The organism is Candidatus Nitrotoga fabula, from assembly GCF_905221025.1.
In the GTDB taxonomy this organism is placed as follows: domain Bacteria; phylum Pseudomonadota; class Gammaproteobacteria; order Burkholderiales; family Gallionellaceae; genus Nitrotoga; species Nitrotoga fabula.
Genome location: NZ_CAJNBL010000005.1, coordinates 37,935 through 61,985 on the forward strand (window position 1 = coordinate 37,935; position 24,051 = coordinate 61,985).

The 24,051-nt window shown below is 50.8% G+C and carries 17 protein-coding genes; 7 read left to right on the forward strand and 10 right to left on the reverse strand.

All coding sequences use genetic code 11. From position 1 onward, the window contains the following. Nucleotides 1–72 precede the first annotated feature (72 nt). Nucleotides 73–2,583, reverse strand: a complete 2,511-nt coding sequence (locus KJA68_RS01125; RefSeq protein ID WP_213035083.1) for a tetratricopeptide repeat protein — start codon at nucleotides 2,581–2,583, stop codon at nucleotides 73–75. Nucleotides 2,584–2,937: 354 nt separating this feature from the next. Between KJA68_RS01125 and KJA68_RS01130 the strand changes: the two genes are divergently transcribed. Next, the gene (locus tag KJA68_RS01130) at nucleotides 2,938–3,696 is read left to right on the forward strand and encodes a YdcF family protein (RefSeq protein WP_213035084.1); all 759 of its coding nucleotides are present in this window, start codon (nucleotides 2,938–2,940) and stop codon (nucleotides 3,694–3,696) included. A gap of 116 nt (nucleotides 3,697–3,812) precedes the next feature. Here the strand turns inward: KJA68_RS01130 and KJA68_RS01135 are convergent, their stop codons facing one another. From KJA68_RS01135 to KJA68_RS01175, 9 genes are all read right to left on the reverse strand, one after another. Beyond that, nucleotides 3,813–6,923, reverse strand: a complete 3,111-nt coding sequence (locus tag KJA68_RS01135) for an efflux RND transporter permease subunit (protein WP_213035085.1) — start codon at nucleotides 6,921–6,923, stop codon at nucleotides 3,813–3,815. Next, the gene (locus KJA68_RS01140; RefSeq protein ID WP_213035086.1) at nucleotides 6,920–8,254 is read right to left on the reverse strand and encodes an efflux RND transporter periplasmic adaptor subunit; all 1,335 of its coding nucleotides are present in this window, start codon (nucleotides 8,252–8,254) and stop codon (nucleotides 6,920–6,922) included. Before KJA68_RS01140 ends, KJA68_RS01135 begins: the two co-directional genes overlap by 4 nt. 170 nt (nucleotides 8,255–8,424) lie before the next feature. Then, entirely contained in the window at nucleotides 8,425–8,856 is a 432-nt protein-coding gene (locus KJA68_RS01145) for a c-type cytochrome (RefSeq protein WP_213035087.1), read from the reverse strand. Between the two features lie 139 nt (nucleotides 8,857–8,995). Then, nucleotides 8,996–9,532 (reverse strand): DUF1264 domain-containing protein, encoded by a 537-nt coding sequence (locus KJA68_RS01150; RefSeq protein ID WP_213035088.1) that lies wholly within the window; start codon nucleotides 9,530–9,532, stop codon nucleotides 8,996–8,998. Between the two features lie 473 nt (nucleotides 9,533–10,005). Then, the gene (locus KJA68_RS01155) at nucleotides 10,006–10,950 is read right to left on the reverse strand and encodes a multicopper oxidase domain-containing protein (RefSeq protein ID WP_246487012.1); all 945 of its coding nucleotides are present in this window, start codon (nucleotides 10,948–10,950) and stop codon (nucleotides 10,006–10,008) included. 79 nt (nucleotides 10,951–11,029) lie between these two features. Next, the gene (locus tag KJA68_RS01160; RefSeq protein ID WP_213035089.1) at nucleotides 11,030–11,380 is read right to left on the reverse strand and encodes a c-type cytochrome; all 351 of its coding nucleotides are present in this window, start codon (nucleotides 11,378–11,380) and stop codon (nucleotides 11,030–11,032) included. Next, entirely contained in the window at nucleotides 11,370–12,050 is a 681-nt protein-coding gene (locus KJA68_RS01165; RefSeq protein ID WP_213035090.1) for a c-type cytochrome, read from the reverse strand. The genes KJA68_RS01160 and KJA68_RS01165 overlap by 11 nt, the downstream gene beginning before the upstream one ends. A gap of 2 nt (nucleotides 12,051–12,052) precedes the next feature. Beyond that, the gene (locus KJA68_RS01170; RefSeq protein WP_246487013.1) at nucleotides 12,053–13,132 is read right to left on the reverse strand and encodes a multicopper oxidase domain-containing protein; all 1,080 of its coding nucleotides are present in this window, start codon (nucleotides 13,130–13,132) and stop codon (nucleotides 12,053–12,055) included. Between the two features lie 326 nt (nucleotides 13,133–13,458). Beyond that, nucleotides 13,459–14,688 (reverse strand): methyltransferase domain-containing protein, encoded by a 1,230-nt coding sequence (locus KJA68_RS01175; RefSeq protein ID WP_213035091.1) that lies wholly within the window; start codon nucleotides 14,686–14,688, stop codon nucleotides 13,459–13,461. A gap of 447 nt (nucleotides 14,689–15,135) precedes the next feature. Here KJA68_RS01175 and KJA68_RS01180 point away from each other — a divergent pair, with 447 nt between their 5' ends. From KJA68_RS01180 to gap, 6 genes are all read left to right on the forward strand, one after another. Continuing rightward, entirely contained in the window at nucleotides 15,136–17,118 is a 1,983-nt protein-coding gene (locus KJA68_RS01180; protein WP_213035092.1) for an O-linked N-acetylglucosamine transferase, SPINDLY family protein, read from the forward strand. Continuing rightward, on the forward strand, nucleotides 17,108–19,363 hold the full coding sequence (locus KJA68_RS01185) for an O-linked N-acetylglucosamine transferase family protein (RefSeq protein ID WP_213035093.1): 2,256 nt from the start codon (nucleotides 17,108–17,110) through the stop codon (nucleotides 19,361–19,363). The genes KJA68_RS01180 and KJA68_RS01185 overlap by 11 nt, the downstream gene beginning before the upstream one ends. An 89-nt stretch (nucleotides 19,364–19,452) precedes the next feature. Beyond that, on the forward strand, nucleotides 19,453–20,190 hold the full coding sequence (locus KJA68_RS01190) for a 16S rRNA (uracil(1498)-N(3))-methyltransferase (RefSeq protein ID WP_213035094.1): 738 nt from the start codon (nucleotides 19,453–19,455) through the stop codon (nucleotides 20,188–20,190). A 219-nt stretch (nucleotides 20,191–20,409) separates the two neighbouring features. Further along, entirely contained in the window at nucleotides 20,410–22,425 is a 2,016-nt protein-coding gene (gene tkt / locus KJA68_RS01195; protein ID WP_213035095.1) for a transketolase, read from the forward strand. Between the two features lie 275 nt (nucleotides 22,426–22,700). After that, the gene (locus KJA68_RS10960) at nucleotides 22,701–22,826 is read left to right on the forward strand and encodes a hypothetical protein (RefSeq protein ID WP_281412121.1); all 126 of its coding nucleotides are present in this window, start codon (nucleotides 22,701–22,703) and stop codon (nucleotides 22,824–22,826) included. 190 nt (nucleotides 22,827–23,016) lie between these two features. Beyond that, on the forward strand, nucleotides 23,017–24,012 hold the full coding sequence (gene gap / locus KJA68_RS01200; RefSeq protein WP_213035096.1) for a type I glyceraldehyde-3-phosphate dehydrogenase: 996 nt from the start codon (nucleotides 23,017–23,019) through the stop codon (nucleotides 24,010–24,012). Nucleotides 24,013–24,051: the final 39 nt, after the last annotated feature.

A 24,051-nucleotide genomic window follows, 5' to 3' on the forward strand; every position in this document is an offset into this window, starting at 1 on the left:
ACTGATTACACAAGGCCGGTCGGGCACGGCTTCATTTACAGGCAATATTTAAAAACCCGAAATCCCTGTATCCTAAAAAATCTCTATATTTTCTGGCGGCAAGTCCGCCAGATACCGTTCATACATTGCCGTATAGGCAGACTCCAGTTTCTGCGTAAACAGCTTGGTATCAAACAACGGCGTTGTCAGCCTGTTTTGCGCAAGTTTTTTTCTGATTGCCGCCAGCATACCCGGCTCAGTTGCCAGTTCTATGGCTTTCGTTTCATATTGTTGCCGGGTTTGCGCAATGAGCTCCTGTAACCCGATCGCATTCAAAAGGCTGGCTGCAACCCTGCCGGCAAAGGATGTCCCAATGCAAGTGAGGACCGGCAGACCTGCCCATAAAGCATCGCTGGCAGTGGTATGGGCGTTGTACGGCGAGGTATCCAGGAACACATCCGCAAGCCGGTGTCTGGACAGATGTTCTGGCAGTGGAATACGTTTGGCGAATATCAGGCGATTTTCGCTCACCCCTCTTCGCTCCGCTTCTTTACGCAAGTTTTTCACAGCGGTTGGATTATCTTCCAGCAACCACAAGTAGCTGCCGGGGACATTTTTTAGAACCCGCATCCAGGTCTCAAACATTTCCGGCATGATTTTGAAATTATTGTTAAAGCAACAGTAAATGAATCCTTCCTCGGGCAACCCACACTCTTCCCTGGTAAAAACCCTGCCAGATATTTCTCTTCTAGCATCATTGACCTGGTAACTGTTGGGTAAATACACAATTTTCTCTGTGTAATGCTGCTGCGCTTCTCTGGGAATCAGTACCCTGTCTGCAATAATGTAGTCGATAAACGGTGCTCCCATTGTTCCAGGATAACCAAGGTAATTCACCTGTATAGGCGCACAGCGTTCTGCAAAAATTCCAACCCTCATATCCTGAGTGTAGCCTTTCAGGTCAATCGCAATATCAATTCCCAGTTCCCTTGACCGCATGGCTATTTCGCAGTCACTCATGTTTCTAACATCTATGAATCTGGAAAATACCGGAGCTATCCGTTGTCGCATTTCATCATGCTTATCCGGGCCAAAAGAGAAACCAATCAATTCAAATCTGGAAGAGTCATGAGATTCGAACATACCCGCCATCAGGAATGCCGTTGCATGATTATGAAAATCCGCTGAATAATACCCAATACGAATTTTATCGTTCCTGCATTTTCTATTAAGAGAACCCAAGGTATTTTCTGGCAGGCGTTGGGCAGTTACCGATATTTCTGCGGCCAGCCTTTGCAAGGCCGGAAAGTCGAACAAGGCTAGCACGGGAAAAGCTGGCGTTATGCTTTTACCGAGAAAAATCTGTTCCTGAAAATTATGCAGGGTTTCGCCATGATTCTGCCAGTCACAAAGACGATGCTTCATATGCAGCCAGGTTCCAAAAAGGAATTCGCAGTCCGGTTTATGAGTCATTGCCTGCTCATAGCTATCCAACGCTGCATCCAGTTGCGTCATATCGTCCAGTATGTTTCCCCGATTAAAATGTGCTTCCACATAATCGGCTTTAATGGCGATGGCCCGATCAAAACTCGCCAGCGCTGCATCAGATTTCCCCTGCTTTTTCAACACAAGACCAAGATTGACATACGCTTCTGCATAATCTGGTTTAAGAGCAATCGCTTTTTTTAAACTAGCCCGAGCAGATTCCAGCTGTTTAAGCTCGCACAAAACAAGGCCCCGGTTAGAATACGCTTCGGCATAATCAGGCGCGAGAGCAATAGCCCGGTCAAAACTGGCCAGTGCCGCATCCGTTTTCCTAAGCCCATACAGAGCAATACCACGGTTGGAATACGCTTCAGCGTAATTTGGTTTGATGACGATAGCCTGGTCAAAACTATCCAGTGCCGATCCCCAATGCTTACGCTCATTTTGTGCCAACCCCCGGTTGGAATATGCTTCGGCAAAATCTGGCCTGATCGCGATGGCCTGATCAAGACTGGCTATTGCAGCATCGAACTGTTTGAGTTCTTTCAGAACAACACCACGATTAACATACGCGTCAGCGTAATTTGGCTGAATGGCAATGGCACGGTCATAACTAGCTATCGCAGCCGCCGGTTGCTTAAGCATGTGCAATGTAAAACCGCGATTAAATAACGCTTCCGCATGGTCAGGTTTGATAGCGATAACCCGCTCAAAACAGGATAACGCTACAACGGGCTGCTTCATCTCATTCAGAATTACCCCACAATTAAAATATGCTTCGGCGTAATCCGGTTTAATGGCAATGGCACGGTCAAAGCTGGCTAACGCATCCTTTAGCTGTCCAAGCTCCTTCAGCGCTTTACCTCGGGTGCAATAGTAGACCGCGTGATCCGGACGAATTTGAATTGCTTTTTCGATCAAATCCACTGCATGACGAAAATTTCTGGTCTGGGCGGCGATCAGCCCCAGCAGATGTAACATATCAGGATTTCCGGGTTGTACCTTAAGTATCTCCTCATACAGCACTTTCGCTTGAGCAATACGCCCCTTCTGATGGAGATTCCTGGCCTCCTTTATCTTGTCCTGCACGAATCCCGCCGGATAACCGGATTTAGCCATTTAATATATTTCCATACCTGAATTAAATATAGAGTCTCAGTGCAATCACATTTAAGCAAGCCACAACATGCGTAAACACCCATGGTCACGGCCCATTATAATGGCAGCAGAAAAGTTCGGTTTACCATAATGATACCGAAACCAGGTCATCTTTCTGGCATTCACCCGTTAACAAGCTACGCTTGAGGTCATTTAAACCCTATCGTTTCCAGAATATGTGAACGGACCGAAAATAAATTACAGCGCCGTCTCTCATGGATAAACCGTTTCATTCTGTAAAACAGACAGGATATTCAATCAATAAAAATCCCGGATCAGAAATTTCTACAGGCGTCTCTCTATCCAATGCAAGCCATGCCCGATTTTTTTACGATTAAAACAATTGCAAAAATCATTGCTCTCCCTCCAACGGGCTTGATTTTATTCACCCTTCTTGGTCTTTGCCTGATACCCAGGTTTCCTCGGGCCGGCAGGGGAATCGCATTCATTGCGACGATACTTTTACTCATCCTCTCCAGTCCATTTGCCTCGTACCAGCTCATAAAATTACTGGATACATTTCCCCCGCTTGATCTGAAGGAAACCCGTCTTGCCCGGGCCATCATAATCCCGGGCGCCGGGATAGACCGCAACATGCTGGAATACGGTGATGCCACCCTGGGACAGCTGACTCTCGAACGCGTACGTTACGGAGCAAAAATCGCCAGAATCACCGGTTTGCCGATACTCGTCAGCGGAGGATCGATACAGGAAGGAGAACAAGAAGCAACACTAATGAAGGCAGCTCTGGAGGAAGAGTTTGGAATAAAGGTACGCTGGAGCGAGAATCAATCCAGAAACACGCATGAAAATGCAATGTTCTCGGCTTCGATACTGCAAAAAGAGGGCATCAGGCACGTGATACTGGTTACGCACAGCTATCACATGGCACGTGCAAAAACGGACTTTTCCTCCGCCGGATTCTCGGTAGTACCCGCCCCCACGCAAATCCTGAACCAGGACCCCACATGGCCTTCAAGTTTCATTCCCGGAATCTCAGGATTGCAGACAAGCTACTATGTTTGTTATGAGCTTCTCGCAAAACTCTTCATGAAGATCATTCCTTTCCCATAATAAACAAGATCAAGTTGGTACTCAGCTATACCGCGGTTAAAAAATTCCTCCTTCAGAACTGGTTAATAACTACTTGAGTTCTGAATGCAAAGGCAGCCCTGAACAAGCATCCCGCATCAGTTCTCAGCCAGGTTTCGCCCCTGCCACCACGAATACAGCACGGGCACCACAATCAGCGACAACAGCGGGGCAGTCAACATACCTCCGACCAGCGGTGCAGCAATCCGTTTCATCACTTCTGCACCGGCTCCCTGGCTGAACATGACCGGCAGCAAACCTGCAACAATCACTGAAACCGTCATCATTTTGGGGCGAATCCGCATGAGTGCCCCCTGAATGATGGCATGGTGCAAATCTTTGCGATTATTCAGGCGCCCCGCAGCCCGCAAATCTTCGATGGCGCTATCGAGATACAGCAGCATAACCACGCCAAATTCTGCGGCCACTCCAGCCAGGGCAATGAAACCCACCGCCACGGCAACGGAAAAATTATATCCCAGCGCATATACCAGCCAGAATCCTCCTATCAGGGAGAACGGGAGGCACAGCAATACCAGCAGCACTTTCCCGAAATGGCGGAAATGCAAATACAACAACAGAACCGCAAGCATCAGCGTAAGCGGGATGACCCACTGCATACGTTCTTTGGCATGCTGCAAGTTTACATATTGACCCGACCATGCCATGGAATAACCTGGCGGCAATTTCACCAATTTCTCCAGTACCTGCCTTGCTTCATCCACATACCCCCCCAGATCCCGGTCGCTGATATCGATATATACATAAGCAGTCAGGCGCGCATTTTCGCTTTTAATTTCCGAGGCTCCTTCGCTGAAATGCAAGTGTGCCAATTCGCCCAAGGGCACCTGTGCCCCGGAAGGCAGGGCAATTCGGATAGCCGCCAATGCCTGCAGGGAATCACGTAGCGATCGAGGATAACGCAGATTGATTTGGAAACGCTCACGCCCATCCACAACCGTACCAATATTCTCACCGCCAATCGCCCCCTGAACAAGACGTTGCACGTCCGCCACGGTTATCCCGTAACGAGCGGCCTGGGCCCGATTAATATCTATGTCCAGATAACGCCCTCCCGTGGTACGCTCCGCAAACACGTTACGTGTACCCGGCACGCTCTTGACTGCTACAGCTATTTCCTGGGTTAGCTGAGCAATGCCAGCGAGATCCGGTCCGCTTACTTTTATCCCGAGCGGGGTTCTGATCCCTGTGGCAAGCATGTCTATACGGGTGCGGATCGGGTAGCCCCAGGAGTTGGTAAGCCCTGGCAAGCGCACCTGCTCATCAAGCTTGTGTATCAATTGCTCTACCGTTTCACCTGGCGGCCACTGATCACGCGGTTTTAACAGAATTGTGGTTTCCAGCATCGAGAGCGGCGCAGGGTCGGTTGCGGTCTCTGCCCGCCCGGCCTTGCCAAACACCCGCTCGACTTCCGGCAATTCCTTGATCAGGCGATCTGTAATTTGCAGAATATTTACCGCTTCATCCACAGACAAGCCCGGCAACGTCGTAGGCATATAAAGCAGATCGCCTTCATACAGTGGCGGCATAAATTCATTGCCCAGTTTTTGCAGCGGCCATGACACGGTTATCAGCAACAATAACGTGACAAACACCGTCAATTTGCGCCTGCCCAGTGCCGCGAGCAAAACTGGCCGGTAGAGTGCCTGCAAGATGCGATTTAACGGGTTGTGCTGTTCCGGGCGAATACGTCCGCGAATAAAATATGCCATCAACACCGGCGTCAGCGATATCGCCAGGAATGCACTGGCGGCCATTGCATACGTTTTTGTATACGCGAGAGGCGCAAACAACCTTCCCTCCTGTCCACCCAGGGTTAACACCGGAAGGAAGGATATGGTAATCACCAGCAAAGAAAAGAACAGGGCAGGCCCCACTTCCTGCGAACTTTCTTTCACTACACGCCAGTAATCCGGGTTGGATCCGGCTCGCTCCAGGTGCTTATGCATGTTCTCTATCATTACAATGGCAGCATCAACCATGGCACCAATGGCAATAGCGATGCCGCCCAACGACATGATGTTCGCGCTGACCCCCTGTTGCTGCATGATGATAAAAGCAGCCAATATACCGATAGGTAGGGTAACCACCGCCACCAGCGAAGAACGCAAATGGAACAGGAATAACAGGCATACCAGCGACACTGCCAGTGACTCTTCAATCAACTTCTCACGCAGAGTACTAACGGCACGCTCAATCAGGCCGGAGCGATCATACGTCACCACCAGTTCCACACCCTGAGGCAGACCTGATTTCAGTTCCTGCAAGCGTGACTTGACCCGCTCTATTGTTTCCAGTGCATTATTGCCGTAACGCATCACGACAATCCCGCCCACCACTTCTCCTTCCCCGTCCAGATCAGCCACCCCACGGCGGCCTTCCGGCCCGGTCTGGATATGCGCCACATCCTGTAGACGAACTGGTATGCCCCGTACATCTGTACCCAGCGGAATCTGGCGAAAATCCTCCAGGGTTTTGAGATATCCGCTGGCACGAATCATGTATTCTGCACGTCCCATTTCTACCACAGAGCCTCCACCGGACAGGTTGCTGTCCCGCACTGCCTGCGCAACCTGATCAAGTGTCAACCGATACGCAGCCAGCCGATCCGGATTTACTTCGATCTGATATTGCCGCACCATGCCGCCGACACTTGCCACTTCTGCCACACCAGGCAGGCTTTGCAACTCATACTTAAGGAAGAAATCCTGCAATGCCCTTAACTGATCAGGGTCATACCGATGATGGCGATCGGTCAGCGCGTATTCAAAAATCCAGCCCACCCCGGATGCATCCGGACCAAGCGCAGGGGAAACCCCCGCCGGCAGCTTGCCCGACATCTGGCTAAGATACTCAAGCACACGCGTTCGCGCCCAGTATGGATCCGTTCCATCCTTGAAAATAATGTAGATAAAAGACTCGCCAAACATGGAAAAACCACGTACCGCGGTCGACCCCGGTACGGACAGCAACGCCGATGTCAGCGGATACGTAACCTGGTCTTCCACCGCTTGCGGAGACTGGCCCGGATAGGAGGTTTTGATAATGACCTGGACATCGGAAAGGTCGGGGATGGCATCCAGCGAGGTGTGCCGCAAGGAGTAAATTCCCCAGGCACTGATCAGTGCTGCCAGCAATACAACCAGCAGGTGGTTACGCAATGACCAGGAAATAATGCGGGAAATCATTGGTGCGTGTGTGATTCCTGCATGCGCTGCGCAGCATCATGCAACGATGCTGCTGCATCCAGGAGAAATTGTCCATTTACTGCAACTTCCGAACCTTCCAGCAACCCTTCGACCACTTCGATCCAGTCCCCGCTTTCTACCCCGGTTTCGATATTTACAGGGAGAAAATGTCCGTTACCCCTGGACAGAATTACCCAGTTTCCGCTCCCGGAGTGAATGACAGACGAGCGTGGCAAAACAAGAGCTTCATGCGGCTCAGCGTGAATAATCACGTCAACAAAGCTACCAGGACGCAAGCCACGATCCTGGTTTTTCAGTGTTACCCTTGCACTGATTTTGTTATTTTCAGCGATCGGATTGATAAAATTGATCCTTGCCTGGTATTCCTGTCCGCTCTGGCTTCTGATCGTTACCACATCTCCTTCCCTGACCCGGCTAGCCTGGTCAGGATAAAGCGCGATATCAACCCACACTCTGGTAACATCGGCAAGAGTGAATAATATGTCAGCAGGCGTGACAAAACTGCCTTCCCGGGCATTGATTTGCGTCACGACGCCCGCCTGTCCGGCCAGCATTTTTACCACCTCAATGGGTTGCTTGGAACTCTCAATCTGATGAACCGATTCAATGCCTATGTCCTTATAAAGGAATTTGGTTCTCTCTCTGGAAAGCTCCTGCAGAAGATCCATCACATAAGGATTTTCCGTCAGCGGGGAAATGTCACCTATCGTTTTCAAGGTCTGGTCACGCCGTACCATATACCTCAAATAATCTTTCTGCTGCGCAATCAAATCGGGCGAGTAAATCTCATAAATAATCTGTCCTTTCTGAACTTGCTGTCCGACAGAATTGATGTACAGTTTTCTGATCCAGCCATCAACCTTGGCATGAACATTAAAAAGGGAATCCCCGCTTACTGTTACACTTCCATAAGTGCGGATTTCCTGGCTGAGCTGGGTTTTTTGGATGGTTGCCAACCTGACGCCCAGCTTCTGAATGGAAGCGGTATCAACATAAACCCCGTGATCATGCATGGATGCACCGCTTGAAGGCACCAGATCCATCCCGCAAATCGGGCAAGAACCCGGATGGTCCTGCATAATTTCAGGATGCATCGGACAGATCCAGATTTTTTCCCGCCCGGACTTCCCGATTTCCAATATTGGAACAGTATGGTTTCCAGGCACTTCAGTTTGTGTCGGGCGCCACGTAATTAAAATGCGCTGACTGAGGAAATATACGGCCAGAATGACGATCCCCAGCAGTAACACTCCTGTCGCTATTTTTTTCGTCGTATTGTGCTTCTGTTTTTTCTGATCCATACTGTTCATAGGCTTTACTTACAGCACAAAATCCCACCTGCACGATTCTTCCGGTTTGGCCAGGACAACCCTGACAGTGAATACAGAAAATACATTCACCTGCTCCTTTACCTGTGGGCCAGTTTGGACTTAGCAGATGTTTGAAAAATGACCGATGCCATTTTACCCAAAATGACCCTCTACTTTCCCCCGAATGTCCGTATAAATTGAATTACATTCCATCCATCTTCTTCCGTTATGTCGGTTCCGACCCGGATAGGCATGCCGGTACCAGGGCTTCCATTTTTCAAAACCCACATAAGCTCACCATCGGTACGAAGCTTCTGCCATTTCGCATCAGTAAAATCACGTGGAGGATGCCCGGGCAGATTGACACCTGTTCCATCCTTACTATGGCAAGTTACACAGAAACCGACACCAAAATAAACTCTCCGGCCCGCTTCAATTCGCTCCGGTGTTACAGGATGCGGGCTTTTGACTTGCTGCTCCTGTGCAAGAATTTCATTGGGTACACGTGGCTCATACACATCCTTATGAAAAGCCCATGCGCTTTGTCCACATATAGACAAAAGAATGGCACACCCTATTGACCTAATCTTCAAAAAGAACATGGAACCTCCTATCTCACCAAAAACAAAAGACACAGTGCTTATCCTTGATTTAAGGACAAACACCGTGCCTCTTTCTACACAATCCAAAGCATCTTAAATGTCAGGAGCCACCCCGCTTATTAATTCCAGGCCGGTTGCATTACTTTCTGGTATTGTCCTTGCTAATTTTTCCATGCAACTCTTCCCAATGGCCCACGGATTGAGGGATTCCGACCGAACCATCCGGAATGGGCGCATCTTTAGGCCAAAGATGGAAAATAATTCCATCCGTATCCGCAACATAATCCGCCAATCCTTTCACTTCCTTGGGGTCAGTCGGGTTCACGATGGCAACGCGGCCAGTTTCGATCTCCTGCTTGTGGTCATGCCAATTCTGAACATGAGACCATTTTGGAATGGCCGATCTGGCAAGTTTTTTGGAAACCATATATTCAATTTCAGTCAGACGGGCATTGGGATCCGTCGACTCAAACAAAATGCATTGAATCACATCGTCATTAATTGGCTTGCAATAATGATGAAACGGGCCAATCACCTCCCCATCCATAACATGTGGCGCCACAACATGGATGGTATAACCACTCAGAGGGTTTTTATCTGCTGCAAATACAGGTGCAGACAGGAACCCAGCAGCGATCAGAACAGAAACAAGAAAACCAGTTTTGCTAACTTTCATAATTAAATCTCCTTGTGAATTTATTATTAAGTTTGGATGATTTCTATACAATTATTGCCCATTTACCGGTTAATTGGCAGATTTCTATCCATTTTCGCTAAGAATGGGGTGCACTCCCTCCCGATCTGCATGGAACAACCTGTTTTAATGGGCTTTCAAGGCCAACTCTATATTTAATAATCATTCAGGTTATTAAATTCCTATACAACTGGAAGCTTCACTCTACTCCAGCGTTTACTTCCAGTCAACGCAAAAACCATGCATATCTTTTTTGATATTTTCTTGTACCATAAAATTCTGACATGAAACATGGCCAGACATAATGCCGGTATGCCATAAACTCCCGCTCCAGCTAGCTCATCTGAAAATTATCCTGCATTTTGATGTACCCAAATACAAGAGGAGGCACCCGCCGCCTCCAGAATTCCCTTTCATTCTGGCTGCCATCGCGATTTCAGGCAGCCGGATGAAATTTATCGGATCAGAATCTGGTCACCATGACCTTTTTTGGGATCTGCATCAGGCTTGTTCATCAACACCGTGATTGCGCCGCGCAACGCTGCTCCCATGGCATGATCCACAATTGCGAAATTGGTAGGACGGTCTGCCGGAGAAACGATATCAAAAGTACTTCCTTCCGATACAGCCACATTATAGGTTTGTATACCATACAGCGTATTTTTCGGATTACCGTTGATATAAACGCGATCCCAGATTCCTGCAATTGGATGTAGAGCAACCGGGTTGTTGATATTCGCATTTACAAAGAAGATACGAACCCTTTCACCCGGTTTGGATTCCAGCACCTGAGTTGCATTAGGCTCATGAACCGGGTCGTAATGGAACATCTTCCCATTGATCATCGCACCTTTCCAGCCGGAATTCTCAAGCAAGGCATTGAGATTCTCCGTATCGGGGAAATATTGTTGCTGTATCAACACATATTCACGGTCTGCTTTGGGGTAATTCTTTTTATCCTTTGGTTCAACAATAATCACCCCGTACATTCCCTTGACAATATGCTGAACCATTGGGCCTGCACCACAGTGATACATGAACACGCCAGGAACCTTGGCTTCAAACTTGAATGTCTTGGTTTGTCCAGGCTTGACTTCAGCAAATTCATTCAACACATCGACCTGGGCTGCATGAAAATCCATGGCATGCGAATTTTTATTTTCAGGTGGATTGACCAGCGTAAAATCGACTGTATCGCCCTCCTCCACCCGAACAGGTTTTCCCGGGATAGAGCCATCGAATGTCCAGGCTGCCATTTTTACATCACCCTTGTTATTCACCGGCAAATCAACCTCCATCGCCGTCATTGTGACCTTGACGGTTTTTGCAAGGACCTGCTGCGCCGAAAACACCCCGGCTATCATCATAGCCACAATGGTTACACTCTTAAGCTTACTCATGTTATCCCCCTAGTTAAATAAAATATACAACTAACAGCTTCCCAACAATCTCCCTTTAAATGCAGCTTAATTACGGCTGCTAACTCATCTTGCATTTACACATCATGCGCAAGTACTGCACCAGATCCTCAATTTCCTCATCGCTCAAGGTTGCCCCCCAGGGAGGCATCAAAACTGATTTACTAATGGATGCCCCCCCTTCCTTAATTGCCTTGAAAAGCGTTTCGTCCGAACGGCCTGACATGGATTTCGCATCCGTGTGATCACGAGGAACCACCGACATATCCCTGACATTTATTCCCTTTCCGTTCCCCTCTATCCCATGACACTGGGTGCAATATGCCTTATAGTTGTCTTCAGCCGTTTCCTTGGCGTGAACCGAAACCGAGAACACTGCAAATAAAGCCAACCAGAATAATTTAGTTACCATTTGTCCCCTCCTTGCTGAGTGTTTCAAGGTAATGAACCATTTTTTGTATATTCCCATCTGACAACTGCTTGTTCGGCATCATTGATTTACGATCCCATGCCTGGGGGGACCTGATAAAGCTCGCCATGTACTCCGGTTGCAGGCGCTTGGCAGCCGTATAGAGCTCCGGCCCCGAAAAACCACCATACTCTGGCTCGATCAGGTGACATGCCATACAGCCCAGGAATTTATTGAAAGCCATTTCCCCCATCTGCCTGGGTACCGATCCTGGCTCGATCTTCTCTTTAGCAATCAGGTCATTATGTGGCTTTAACTTCATGAGTTCAGCCGCCACGGACGTTGCATCCGCCTTGGACAGGACAACATGGCTGATAAGCGTAGATGGATCAATTTCATCCCCCTTGCTCCCAGTCTTGACATGCCCGCCATAAAACATCCCAGCCGGCCGAATTCGAGCAGGCTTTTGCAGCCAGGAAACCAACCATTCCTGTCGGTATTTATTACCCGCATAAAAGAGATCCGGTCCCTTTTTTGCAAAGGCGTCCTTCAACGTCTGGGCTGCCGGCCCTGTAATGTTATGACAGGCGGCACAACTGCCCTGCAGCATCCCCCCTTCCGCCAAGGCTGTTCCAGAAAAAGCAAGCAAAACAACCATAACCATACGCATCATATCTATCTCCTTCGTTTCCCCTGTTCTACAATTTTTCCCATGAAGGGTGCACTGTTAAAAATCCCGTATCCTTGCTTAAGCGAAACGCTATAGAAAAAGTTAGGGTCATACACTTTGTTTTTCCATGGATAGCTTTCATTCATTTTGACACCATCATATTCAAAGACCGTCATTGGCCCCCCCATCGAAGCACCATTGTTGGACATGTGCTTGTCCACATGATCATGCATAATGAAAAGCCCCGGATTATTCATCCTGACGATTACGTCATAGCGCTCCCCTGGTCCAAGCGGAACCGTATCCACGTAATAGGGGCTGGCCAATGGATAACCATCTTTATGCGTAACCAGCATATCGTGGCCGTGCATATGCATCTGATGTGTCTCATCCCCTGCACCAATAAACCGCATTCTCAGGACATCTCCCTTCTTGACCCTGATCGGCTGCGTAAACGGGAAAGATTTTGCATTTACCGAGAAAAAATCCGAAACATCCTGTGGGCTTCCGCCCTTGCCATACACTCCGCCATATGGAGACTGCCACGTACTCATCATCAGGACAGCATCCACGGTAACCTCTTTCTCCAGCGCGCTCGGATTTTTAGGGTCAACGATCAATGGTCCCCACATTCCGCGTAACGCCACATGCTCCCAAACATCCACATGACAGTGATACCAAAGAGTTCCCGGGCGATCCATATTGAACTTGTATGTATAGGATTCTCCGGGCTGAATCGCCTCCTGCGTAATTCCTGGCACTCCATCATGCTGCCAGCTGCCAACCTGGTTAACGCCATGCCAATGAATGGTATGAGGAAGAGTGGTATTGTTGGTTACATGAACCATCACATCATCCCCTTCCTTAACATGAATGAGAGGCCCAGGCACCTGTCCATTAAACGCAAATACTTTATTGGTGAAGCCCGGAGCCACCTCAATCACCACCTCCTCAATGCTCAGACTGAATTCACGCTGCTCAGCCCAGCTTGCGGTGGAAAATACCGTAAGAAATCCAAGAAAAAAGACCAGACTGATGTAGCCTTTCAAAGCAGATACCATCGTTTTATTCAGATAAATTGCCATCTTCTTCACCCAGATTTAAAAGATTCATTACTAATGTATCTTTAAGACCGACAGGTTGTCAAGAACTTTTTTATAAAACTGAATATATGGTTATCCGCCGGCAAGAAAAAAGGCAGGGGTTACTCAAACACCGGAACCCTGGCGGTCATGGATAATCACAACAAGAAAAGGAACGTGAAGAAACTGCGATAACATCTATTCTGCATCCAGTTTGCACAAACCGGGCAGAACAAACCAAAAGTCAGGAATCCCCCTGATATCCTGACTACATCTCTGATCGGGCCACGCAGGAAAGCATTCAGGAAATATGCAACCAACCGGACAAGCTAGTTCTGACTACAGCCGACCTCCGGCTTTTTAAGGGCGATGTAGGGCTCTTCTACCGCCAGATCAAGGATGCTGTATGGCTGCAGGGCCTCATCATATTCCACTATATCGCTGGTCCTCACTGCCGCACGAAGTATGATGTAACCATAGCCACGCAACTCTTTTTCAAAATCCGCAAGACGAATGGGGTTCAGCTCTTTATAAAAGCGCCAGTAGTCTTCATTTGTAACATCAAAGCCCGATCGATCCATAATCGTTGGCATGGTAGTCATTACCATTTCTTTCAGCTGCGCCTCCGGAATTCGCAAATGCAGATGCGGAGTCGAATCAAACTCGCCCAGATGACTGCCATATGCCGAGTAGTACAAACCCGGAGCAACGAAAAACAGCCCTCCCGGCTTTAGCACCCGGTATACTTCATCCAGCGCTTTTCGATATCCGCCCGCAATATGCTCAAGCGATCCCCAGGAAATCACAACATCAAAACTGGCATCCGGGTATGGGATATCCTCACAGCTATGTTGCAGGAAAGTGAAATTGTCCGGCCGGTTATTCAACGGCAATCCATTTTCCCTGGCAATCCTGGGTAACTCATTTATATAATCCACAATATCCATTGCGACCAGTTCTTGCGGCTGATACCGCAAAAATATGCTCAAATCGGTAATTCCCTCTCCCGCTCCAATGTCCAGAATCCTGCCGCGAAGCTTTTCCGAATTAGCGAGACAAAGTTCACCAATTACTTTTGCAGCGTGGCAAAAATGACGATGAAACCAATTTGTCATACCCTCGTTCCATGACAACTTGCTGATCCGGGATGCAGTTTCAGGACTGGGTCTCCATGTACCCACCAAAGCTTGCTGCGACTGTTCTGTCCCCTGTATGGAAAATTTTTGCACCGAATCCGGTAAGCGGACCTTGTTTACCGTCCCCCAAGCAACCCCAATTTCATAACTCCCCGGAGGAAGGGATACGGGCCATTCAAAACTGAACAAATATTCCCCCTCGGGCAGCCATGGAAGAAATATTCCACCTTGATGCGTGTCTGATCCAACCAAATGGGTATCCCCCCCTTCAGTGCGAATAAATAAACGAATTACCGGATCAAAAACACAAATATTCCTGACACGCAGATTCATCTGGATGTTTACAATCTGGCCTGGCTGGTAGCTTCCAGCAACCGGCTGAACATTGAGTACTGCAGGATCGATATGGTTTGCCTGATTCATTATTGGATACTGGATAGATATAATTTTTATACTGAAAATTTACAAAAACTGGCAGGTTGCGCCATGCAAGAAACAACTCCCAAAACCCTGCATTCCCACAACGCTATAAACATGGTGGCAATAAAAATGCGTCTCGTTCCATTCATTCATGGAAAAACAACCACCTGCCTGTCGCAACGGAAACCTGTCAAGGCCAATTATATACGCAAACTTTGCTATTCAGGAGTCGGCATACTTCAGGCACAGTTGAAGCATCGAAAGTAATACAGAATGACCAAGGCACCTACCCGATGCCGGCCACCGGTGCCAAGATGTTCGTTACAAACATAGCTTGCCCGGCCCATTGCATATTCCCCGGGTCAGCATTCCTGGAGGGAAATTTTTTATGCAATTCATCCGGGAATGCATGAAAATCTTTATTTTCCATCATGCACCGTGTTTCCCATCATGCATAAAAAATCCTCCAGGATACTCGGAACACCCACTAGGCAGCGCCCGGCGCATCCGGATGCGCCGGGCGCGCCTGAATATTCTTCAGGATCGAAAGCATTACGTACAAAAAATTTCGACCTGGCAGCAGAATATTTTAACCGGGCGCTGCAGGCGGATCCCAAACAGCCGCACTACTGGCGTGCCTTCGCAACCGTTTCGCGGATACAGGGCAAGATCAACGAGGCAGCCCGGGGTTTCTGCAAAGCCCTTGAGCTCGACCCTGGTTTTTCGCACGCATGGAATGATCTCGGCAATCTGTATCAATCCCAGGGGAAATTCACAGAGGCCGCAAAATGCTACCAGAAATCCATGGAGCTTGATCCTGACGGTATCGATGCCCACATTGGCCTGGGGCATACCCTGCTTGCACAGGGAAAAATGGAACAATCCGAGCAAGCAATGCGATGGGCGGTTCGGCTTGATCCCCGCCATATACCGGCACTCCAAGGACTGGCCTATTCCCTGAAGGGGCAAGGCAGGCACACAGAAGCAAGAAAGGTTTATCTACACGCATGGCTGTTGAAACCCAATGATTTGCAAGCCTGCATCGGCGCACACCTGACCCTGCCCACAATCTATTCCAGCCTGGCGGAACTGTCCGCTTCCCGGAAGCAGTTTGCCGAGGGCCTGAAAAAATTGCATGCAAACACGGAAACATTCATCAAATCCGGGTCAAAAGAGCTCTTGTCCGGGCTGAACTGGACAAATTTTTACCTTGCCTATCAGGGCGAAGACGACAAATTCCTGCAAACGGAATATGCACGCTTTGTGGCAAAAATTGTACATAGCGCAGCTCCAGATTTAATGCGACCCATTAGGAAAAACCCAGGCCCCCTCCGGAATCGCATACGCATCGGATTTCTTTCCAGCTTCCTGCGCAATTGCACGGTCGGTTCCTATTTCAAAAGCTGGATCACCTCCCTGAACAGGGAAACCTTCGATATCTTTTGCTATTTCACAGGAAGCATCCGGGACCACGTAACCGAAGAGCTTGCCCGCTCCTCTGATCACGCTGCATTCCCTAGAGGCAGCGCTGAGGATATCGGCAGGCAAATCAAACAGGATCAACTGGACATCTTGATATATCCGGAAATTGGCATGGATCCGGTTACATGCACTCTGTCCGCCATGCGCCTCGCACCTGTTCAATGTGCTGCATGGGGGCATCCGGTCACGACCGGTCATGCCCATATCGATTGTTTCTTTTCCAGCGTACTGATGGAACCTGAAAACGCGCAGGATCACTACAGCGAACGATTGATCCTGCTGAGTGGAATTGGAACCTGTTATTCCAAACCGCCCCCCCCTTCCCCGGCAAAACGGTCTGATTTTTCACTACCGGAAGAACGCATTCTCTATCTATGTCCGCAGTCGCTATACAAAATTCACCCCGATAACGATAAGCTGCTGTCCGAAATACTGGCACGCAACCAGAATGCTTCTCTTGTATTCTTTCAGGCAAACGACCTGTCCATCACCCGCGCATTCATGAAAAGGCTGGAAACCACCCTAGACGACGCCGGGATAAAAAAAACGGGCCAGATCAAAATATTGCCGCGCATGGAACATGCAAATTACCTGCGCATAAACCTGCTATGTGACGTCATGCTGGACACCCTGCACTGGTCCGGTGGCAACACCACGCTGGATGCGCTGGCCTGCGGCCTACCCGTGGTAACCCTCCCCGGTAAATTCATGCGCGGGCGCCAGAGTTACGGTATGCTGAAATATATGGGAATGGATGAACTGATCGCGCAGGGACCGCAGGAGTACATTGAAATTGCAACCCGGCTTGGACTGGATCACGCCTGGCGCACGCAACTTGCGCAACGCATCGCCCAGAACAGTGACACACTCTTTTCCGATGAGTCACCCGTGCGTCAGCTCGAAGCATTCCTGACCATGCAAATGGATACGTCTTTGTGCCATGACCGATAACAGCACAGACATCCTTTCCCGGGCAGCCAGGCTACTAAGAGGCGGCCAGCTGCAACCCGCGGAAGCGATATTCCGGCAGATTCTGGCCAGCCATCCCAAAGCGCTGCCACAGGCAGCGGCAATCGCACTGCAATACCAGCGCCTGCCGCTGGCACTGCTCTGCCTTGAACAATCCATCCTCCATGAACCACAGGAAGCGCGCCATTATTTCCTGCGCGGAATCACACTGGAAGATCTGCACCGGAGAGACGAGGCTCTCAACAGCCTGCAGCAGGCAATCCGCCTCAAACCGGATTATGCCGAAGCATACAACAATATCGGCATTATTCTGCATGACCAAAAAAATTTTGAGCAGGCCGCCGCGAATTTCCACAACGCCATTCTGCACAAACCGGATTATTCCGGGGCGCATAACAACCTGGGCTCAACACTACGCGCGCTTGGAGATCTTGCCGGGGCACAACAGCAGTTTGCCCGGGCAGTTCAACTGAATCCTGCTTATGCCCTGGCCCATTTCAATCTGGGGAAGACATACCTGGACATGGGGCAACTGGTTCCAGCGGAAACCCATTTCCAGCAAGTGTTACGCCTGAAACCGGATCACCTTCAGGCCTGTGGCCATCTGGGCTCCATTCAGTTCCAGCTGGGGAAACTGGATGAAGCGGAAGCCAGTTTTTCCTACGCAGCCCAACGAAAACCCGGAAAAAACGGAGCGGAACTCAACAAGCTTGCCCGGGTACTCTGGGAACAGGGCCGGATCGGCCCGACTCTGACTGCCTATCGTCAGGCGCAGGCCCTTAACCCCCACGAGCTAAAATCAGCCCTTGGAGCCCTGCTTTCACTACCCGCGGTCTACGGTAACAAGAATGAACTGCTGGCCACGCGCCAAAGGTTTGCCAAAGGGCTGGAAACCCTGCATTTTCGGGTTCCGGAGTTTGTTTCCCAAAACCCGTCCGAAAAACTTTTGAACGAGCTGCGCTGGAGCAATTTTTACCTCGCCTACCAGGGCATGGACGACAAGCCTCTGCAAACAGACTATGCCCGCTTCGTCGCCAGAATATTGCAAATCATCGCTCCCCGCTTCATGCAGCCGCGCATCAAAAAACCACAGGCAGGCCGCCGCCTCCGCATTGGTTATTTATCCAGTTTTTTCAGAAAGTGTACGGTCGGAATGTACTTCCGCAGCTGGATCACATTGCTTGACCGCAATCAATTTGAAATCTTCATTTATTATACCCGTCCGGAAACCGACCCGGTCACGCAGGAAATCATCGACGCCAGCGACCATTTCCGCCAGCCGGTCGCGGGTCGCATCCCGGTTGGCACCATCGCCGATACTGTTCTGGCGGACGACCTGGATATTTTGGTTTACCCGGAACTTGGCATGGACAACACCAGCTTCCTGCTGGCTGCCATGCGCCTGGCGCCACTGCAATGCGCCGGCTGGGGGCATCCTGTAACGAGCGGCCATGCAAATGTGGATTATTATTTTTCCAGCGCCGCACTGGAACCCGCGAACGCTGCTCCGCATTATTCCGAAAAACTGATATTACTTGACGGAATTGGCACGCATTACCGAAAGCCTCCTCTGCCCACACCGGCACGGCGTGCAGATTTTGCGCTGCCAGAAGGCAGGACACTGTATCTTTGCCCTCAATCCTTATTCAAAATCCACCCGGACAACGACCCCATCCTGGCCAGAATTCTTGAACGCGACCCGAACGGGGTACTCGTGCTGTTCGCCGGCCGCCACCCCAACATTACCCGCACCCTGCTTACCCGGCTGACGCAGGCGATGCACACACGCAGGCTCAGACCACAAGGGCGGAGCATCGTCTTGCCACCTGTGGAACACGATGACTACCTGCGCATCAACATGCTGTGCGATACCATGCTCGATACCCTGCACTGGTCCGGCGGTAACACCACGCTGGATGCGCTCGCCTGCGGCTTGCCGGTTGTCACCCTGCCGGGAGAATTCATGCGTGGACGACAAAGCTGCGGAATGCTGGAATACATGGGACTGAATGAGCTGATCGCCCGGGACGAAGAGGACTACATACGGATTGCCCTCCGGATCACCGCCGACCATGCATGGCGCAGACAGATTGTAGAACGCATCCATACGGGCAGCCAGCGGATTTTCAACCAGGACACTCCATTGCGACAAATGGAACGGTTTTTTTATTCCGAATTCAACCGGAAGGATGATCCCCCTCCCAATTTGCGCAATTCCCTGCCCTGATGCGGAAACCGGATTCCGCCTACCAGAACAGCACATCCCGGTCGATATGCCACTGTCCATGAATATGTCACGTACACTATAATTCCAACATGAATCTGCCCCGCTTTTATTGCCCCCCGCCGCTGCATGCGGGCCCTACCCTTGAACTGCCACCATCTGCCGCACATCACGCCATCCGGGTACTGCGCCTGCGCGTTCATGACAGGGTCAGTGTATTCGACGGGGATGGCACAGAACTTCATGGCAGCATCTACCGGATTGACGGTAAACGGGTCGTGCTGGATCAAATCCAAAGCTGCATGATCAACCGCGAATCTCCATTGACCCTGATCCTGGCACAGGCGCTGTGCAGCACCGAAAAAATGGACTGGATCATTCAAAAAGCCACCGAGCTCGGGGCTGCTGAAATACAACCCCTGCAAACCCGCCGCAGCACGACCCGGCTGGATGGCGAGCGTGGGGAAAAACGCACCCGGCACTGGCATGACATCGCCATTTCCGCCTGTGAACAATGCGGCAGGAACAGGCTCCCCCGCATACATTCCCCACAGGAATTCGGCGTCTGGCTTGCCGCTGTCGGGGAGATGCCAGGCAGAAAATTTATTCTCTCCCCGGAAGCTGCAACCACCCTGCATGAGCAGCCTGTGCCGAATGAACCCATCACCCTGCTAACTGGGCCGGAAGGCGGTTTCAGCGAGGAAGAAATGCAGCTTGCCATCCGGGCAGGCCTCATTCCGGTTCGCATGGGCCCGCGCGTACTGCGCACAGAAACCGCCGCACTGGCAGGCATCACTTCCCTGCAAACCCTATGGGGAGATTTTATTTAGCCCTGCCGGACCCCTCCGCTCAGGACAATACACCACCCGCTTATCCCGCTGCAATGTCCGACCTGCAATGCCGGATCCGGTTTTTACAGCCGGCAACCCGGACTTCGGTCATTTTCTCCTGTTGCCCAAAACAGGGCAGTACGGCATAATTACCAACTGTTTCTGTCTGTTACAACGAAAATCAATTCATTCTAGAGATGTTTAGGAGGCTAGTAAAAAATGGCTGCGGCGCGTAAGGTACACCCACCCAAGTTTAATGACATAACTGGAGCGATCCGCGCTTTGGCAATGGATGCAGTGCAAAAAGCCAACTCCGGACATCCTGGTGCCCCTATGGGCATGGCAGAAATCGCCGAAGTGCTATGGATCAACCACCTTCGCCACAACCCGGCCAACCCGAAGTGGGCGGACCGCGACCGGTTCGTGTTTTCCAACGGCCATGGATCGATGCTGATTTATGCACTGCTGCACCTGAGCGGTTACGATCTGCCCATGGATGAACTGAAACGCTTCCGCCAGATGCACTCCATGACTCCGGGACACCCCGAGTACGGCTATACCGCAGGAGTGGAAACCACGACCGGCCCGCTGGGACAAGGCATTACCAATGCAGTCGGCTTTGCGCTCGCCGAAAAGCTGCTGGCCGCAGAATTCAACCGCCCCGACCATGAGATCGTCAACCATTACACCTACGTTTTCCTTGGCGACGGCTGCATGATGGAAGGTATTTCACACGAATCCTGCGCGCTGGCAGGAACATGGGGGCTGGGAAAGCTGATCGCTTTCTGGGACGATAATGGCATTTCCATTGACGGTCACGTGGAAGACTGGTTTACCGACGATACCCCGAAACGCTTCGAGGCTTACGGATGGCACGTAATCGCTGACGTGGAAGGCCACGATCCTGAAGCAATCAATGAAGCTATCCTGGCCGCCAAGGCAGTGACCGACAAGCCCACCCTGATCTGCTGCAAAACCATCATCGGCGCAGGTTCGCCAAACAAGGCCGGCACCCATGACGTGCACGGTGCGGCGCTTGGAGATGCGGAAATCGCCGCCACACGCGAACATATCGGCTGGAAGTACCCGCCATTCGAAATTCCGGCGCATGTCTACCAGGCATGGAACGCACGCACCAAGGGAGAAGGACTGGAAAAGCTCTGGCAAAACAAATTTGCAGAATACAGCAAGGCATATCCCCAGGAAGCGGCTGAATTTGAACGGCGCATGAGGGGCGATCTGCCGGAAGGCTGGGAGCAGCATGTTGCGGACCTGATCGCCAAAACCAACGAGAAGTCGGAGTCAATTGCTTCGCGCAAGGCTTCACAGAACGCCATTAACGGGCTGGCTACCGCGCTGCCGGAATTTCTGGGCGGTTCAGCCGACCTGACCGGATCCAACCTGACCAACTGGACCGGCGCCAGACACATCCATGGAAAATCAACCGGCAATTACATCAGCTACGGGGTTCGCGAATTCGGCATGTCCGCGATCATGAACGGCGTAGCACTGCATGGCGGGTTGCTGCCGTTCGGCGGCACATTCCTGATGTTCTCGGAATATGCGCGCAATGCACTGCGTATGGCCGCCCTGATGAAACAGCGCGTCATTTTCGTATACACGCACGACTCCATCGGCTTGGGGGAAGACGGCCCGACTCACCAGCCAGTCGAGCAGACTGCCACGCTCCGCTACATTCCAAACATGGATGTCTGGCGTCCCTGCGATACCGTCGAATCGGCCGTTTCCTGGGTTGCCGCGGTTGAACGCAAAACCGGACCGTCCAGCCTGATTTTCAGCCGCCAGAACCTGGCATTCCAGAAACGCGACATCGCCCAGATTGCCGATATCCGCAAGGGTGGATACATCCTGTCGGAAGCAGCCAATGGCCAACCCAAAGCTATCCTCATTGCAACCGGTTCCGAGGTCGGTCTGGCAATGGATGCGCAGAAAGCTCTGGCGCAGGAAGGCATTCATGTACGTGTGGTTTCCATGCCATCCACCAACGTCTTTGACCGGCAGGATGCCACATACCGCGCCCATGTGTTGCCTGCAGGCATCCGGCGCGTGGCGGTTGAGGCCGGCGTGACAGATTTCTGGCACAAATATGTCGGCCTGGACGGCGCCGTGATCGGCATGAACGTATTCGGCGAATCCGCCCCGGCAGGCGAACTATTCAAGCATTTCGGCTTTACCACTGAAAACGTGGTAAATACGGTAAAAGGCATTTTATAAAATTTCCAGAGGCCGTCCTGAGCTTGGAGGGCGGCTTCCGGAAGATCCGGGCACTCAGTATTGCTGGCCTGCTTTTTTGCACAACGCTGAATTTCAGCCTGCTGATCGATTGCAGCATAGACGACGAAGATTTTGACCAGTCATCACTGTCCAATTCTTTACATTGCAACCGCTTTTGCAAATGACATCGGCCCTGTACAAGCATTGCCCACACTTGAATGAGTACTGCGCAGAATTTATGAAGATGGCACTACGCAAAGAACACAGCAGTCGCCATGCCGGGGAATTTTCAGGATCAGGCAGCAGGCGTGTCCATTATCACCCTGCCACCGGATCGCGAGGCAAATCCTGCTTGCGTGATGCAACCCAATGCCGGTGCAAACTGCGAGCCCACTGAATAAATGCCTCCATTCCTGCCAACCTGAATGCCCGGGGCAAGATCACGCGATGTCCGGTAAAACTGCCCTGCCATCCGGATATTGGATGCACGGCACTGTGGAAAATGCAGGGTTTTTTATCAAGCTGGCTGTAATGTCAAGGCATAGATCTGAGTTGGCAATATTTTAGTTCTTAAAACCAGGAGAAAGAAGCATGACTATCAAAGTGGGTATCAATGGATTTGGCCGGATCGGCCGCATGGTTTTCCGTTCGGCGGTAAAAAATTTCAAGAACATCGAGATCGTGGGCATCAACGACCTGCTCGAACCCGAGTATCTCGCCTATATGCTGACCTATGACTCGGTGCATGGCCGCTTTGACGGAACCGTCTCGGTTGAAGGAAATACCCTGGTTGTTAATGGAAAGAAAATCCGCCTGACCGCCATCAAGGACCCTGCCGAACTCAAGTGGAATGAAGTGGGTGCAGATGTTGTCGTCGAATCCACTGGTCTTTTCCTCACCAAGGAAACCTGCGAAAAACACCTTGCCGCCGGCGCCAAGAAAGTTATCATGTCCGCGCCTTCCAAGGATGACACCCCCATGTTCGTATATGGCGTCAATCACACCACTTACGCAAACCAGCCGATCATTTCCAACGCTTCCTGCACGACAAACTGTCTTGCCCCTGTTGCGAAGGTACTGCACGACACTTTCGGCATCAAGCGCGGACTCATGACCACAATACATGCCGCCACCGCCACCCAGAAGACCGTGGACAGTCCTTCCAACAAGGACTGGCGCGGGGGACGCGGTATCCTTGAAAACATCATTCCCTCTTCCACCGGGGCAGCCAAGGCTGTGGGCGTCGTCATTCCCGAACTGAACAAGAAACTGACCGGAATGGCTTTCCGCGTGCCCACATCGGATGTATCCGTGGTTGACCTCACTGCAGAACTGGTCAAGCCGGCAACCTACGATGAAATCTGCGCTGCCATGAAGGCAGCCTCCGAAGGTTCCATGAAAGGCATCCTTGGCTATACCGATGCCAAAGTGGTTTCCACCGATTTCCGTGGCGAAAGCTGCACCTCGGTTTTCGATGCAGAGGGTGGCATGGCTCTCGACAGCACCTTCATCAAGGTCGTGTCATGGTATGACAACGAGTGGGGCTACTCCAGCAAGGTACTGGAAATGGTCGGCGTGATCGCCTGATAAACCTGTCCGCAGGGCGGAGTTTCCGCCCTGCGAGGG

Bases quoted from the DNA above. Each gene is read 5' to 3' on its own strand.
- KJA68_RS01125 (WP_213035083.1), bottom strand. From the start codon at position 2,583: ATGGCTAAATCCGGTTATCCGGCGGGATTCGTGCAGGACAAGATAAAG.
- KJA68_RS01130 (WP_213035084.1), top strand. From the start codon at position 2,938: ATGCCCGATTTTTTTACGATTAAAACAATTGCAAAAATCATTGCTCTC.
- KJA68_RS01135 (WP_213035085.1), bottom strand. From the start codon at position 6,923: ATGATTTCCCGCATTATTTCCTGGTCATTGCGTAACCACCTGCTGGTT.
- KJA68_RS01140 (WP_213035086.1), bottom strand. From the start codon at position 8,254: ATGAACAGTATGGATCAGAAAAAACAGAAGCACAATACGACGAAAAAA.
- KJA68_RS01145 (WP_213035087.1), bottom strand. From the start codon at position 8,856: ATGTTCTTTTTGAAGATTAGGTCAATAGGGTGTGCCATTCTTTTGTCT.
- KJA68_RS01150 (WP_213035088.1), bottom strand. From the start codon at position 9,532: ATGAAAGTTAGCAAAACTGGTTTTCTTGTTTCTGTTCTGATCGCTGCT.
- KJA68_RS01155 (WP_246487012.1), bottom strand. From the start codon at position 10,950: ATGAGTAAGCTTAAGAGTGTAACCATTGTGGCTATGATGATAGCCGGG.
- KJA68_RS01160 (WP_213035089.1), bottom strand. From the start codon at position 11,380: ATGGTAACTAAATTATTCTGGTTGGCTTTATTTGCAGTGTTCTCGGTT.
- KJA68_RS01165 (WP_213035090.1), bottom strand. From the start codon at position 12,050: ATGATGCGTATGGTTATGGTTGTTTTGCTTGCTTTTTCTGGAACAGCC.
- KJA68_RS01170 (WP_246487013.1), bottom strand. From the start codon at position 13,132: ATGGCAATTTATCTGAATAAAACGATGGTATCTGCTTTGAAAGGCTAC.
- KJA68_RS01175 (WP_213035091.1), bottom strand. From the start codon at position 14,688: ATGAATCAGGCAAACCATATCGATCCTGCAGTACTCAATGTTCAGCCG.
- KJA68_RS01180 (WP_213035092.1), top strand. From the start codon at position 15,136: ATGCATAAAAAATCCTCCAGGATACTCGGAACACCCACTAGGCAGCGC.
- KJA68_RS01185 (WP_213035093.1), top strand. From the start codon at position 17,108: ATGACCGATAACAGCACAGACATCCTTTCCCGGGCAGCCAGGCTACTA.
- KJA68_RS01190 (WP_213035094.1), top strand. From the start codon at position 19,453: ATGAATCTGCCCCGCTTTTATTGCCCCCCGCCGCTGCATGCGGGCCCT.
- tkt (WP_213035095.1), top strand. From the start codon at position 20,410: ATGGCTGCGGCGCGTAAGGTACACCCACCCAAGTTTAATGACATAACT.
- KJA68_RS10960 (WP_281412121.1), top strand. From the start codon at position 22,701: ATGCCGGGGAATTTTCAGGATCAGGCAGCAGGCGTGTCCATTATCACC.
- gap (WP_213035096.1), top strand. From the start codon at position 23,017: ATGACTATCAAAGTGGGTATCAATGGATTTGGCCGGATCGGCCGCATG.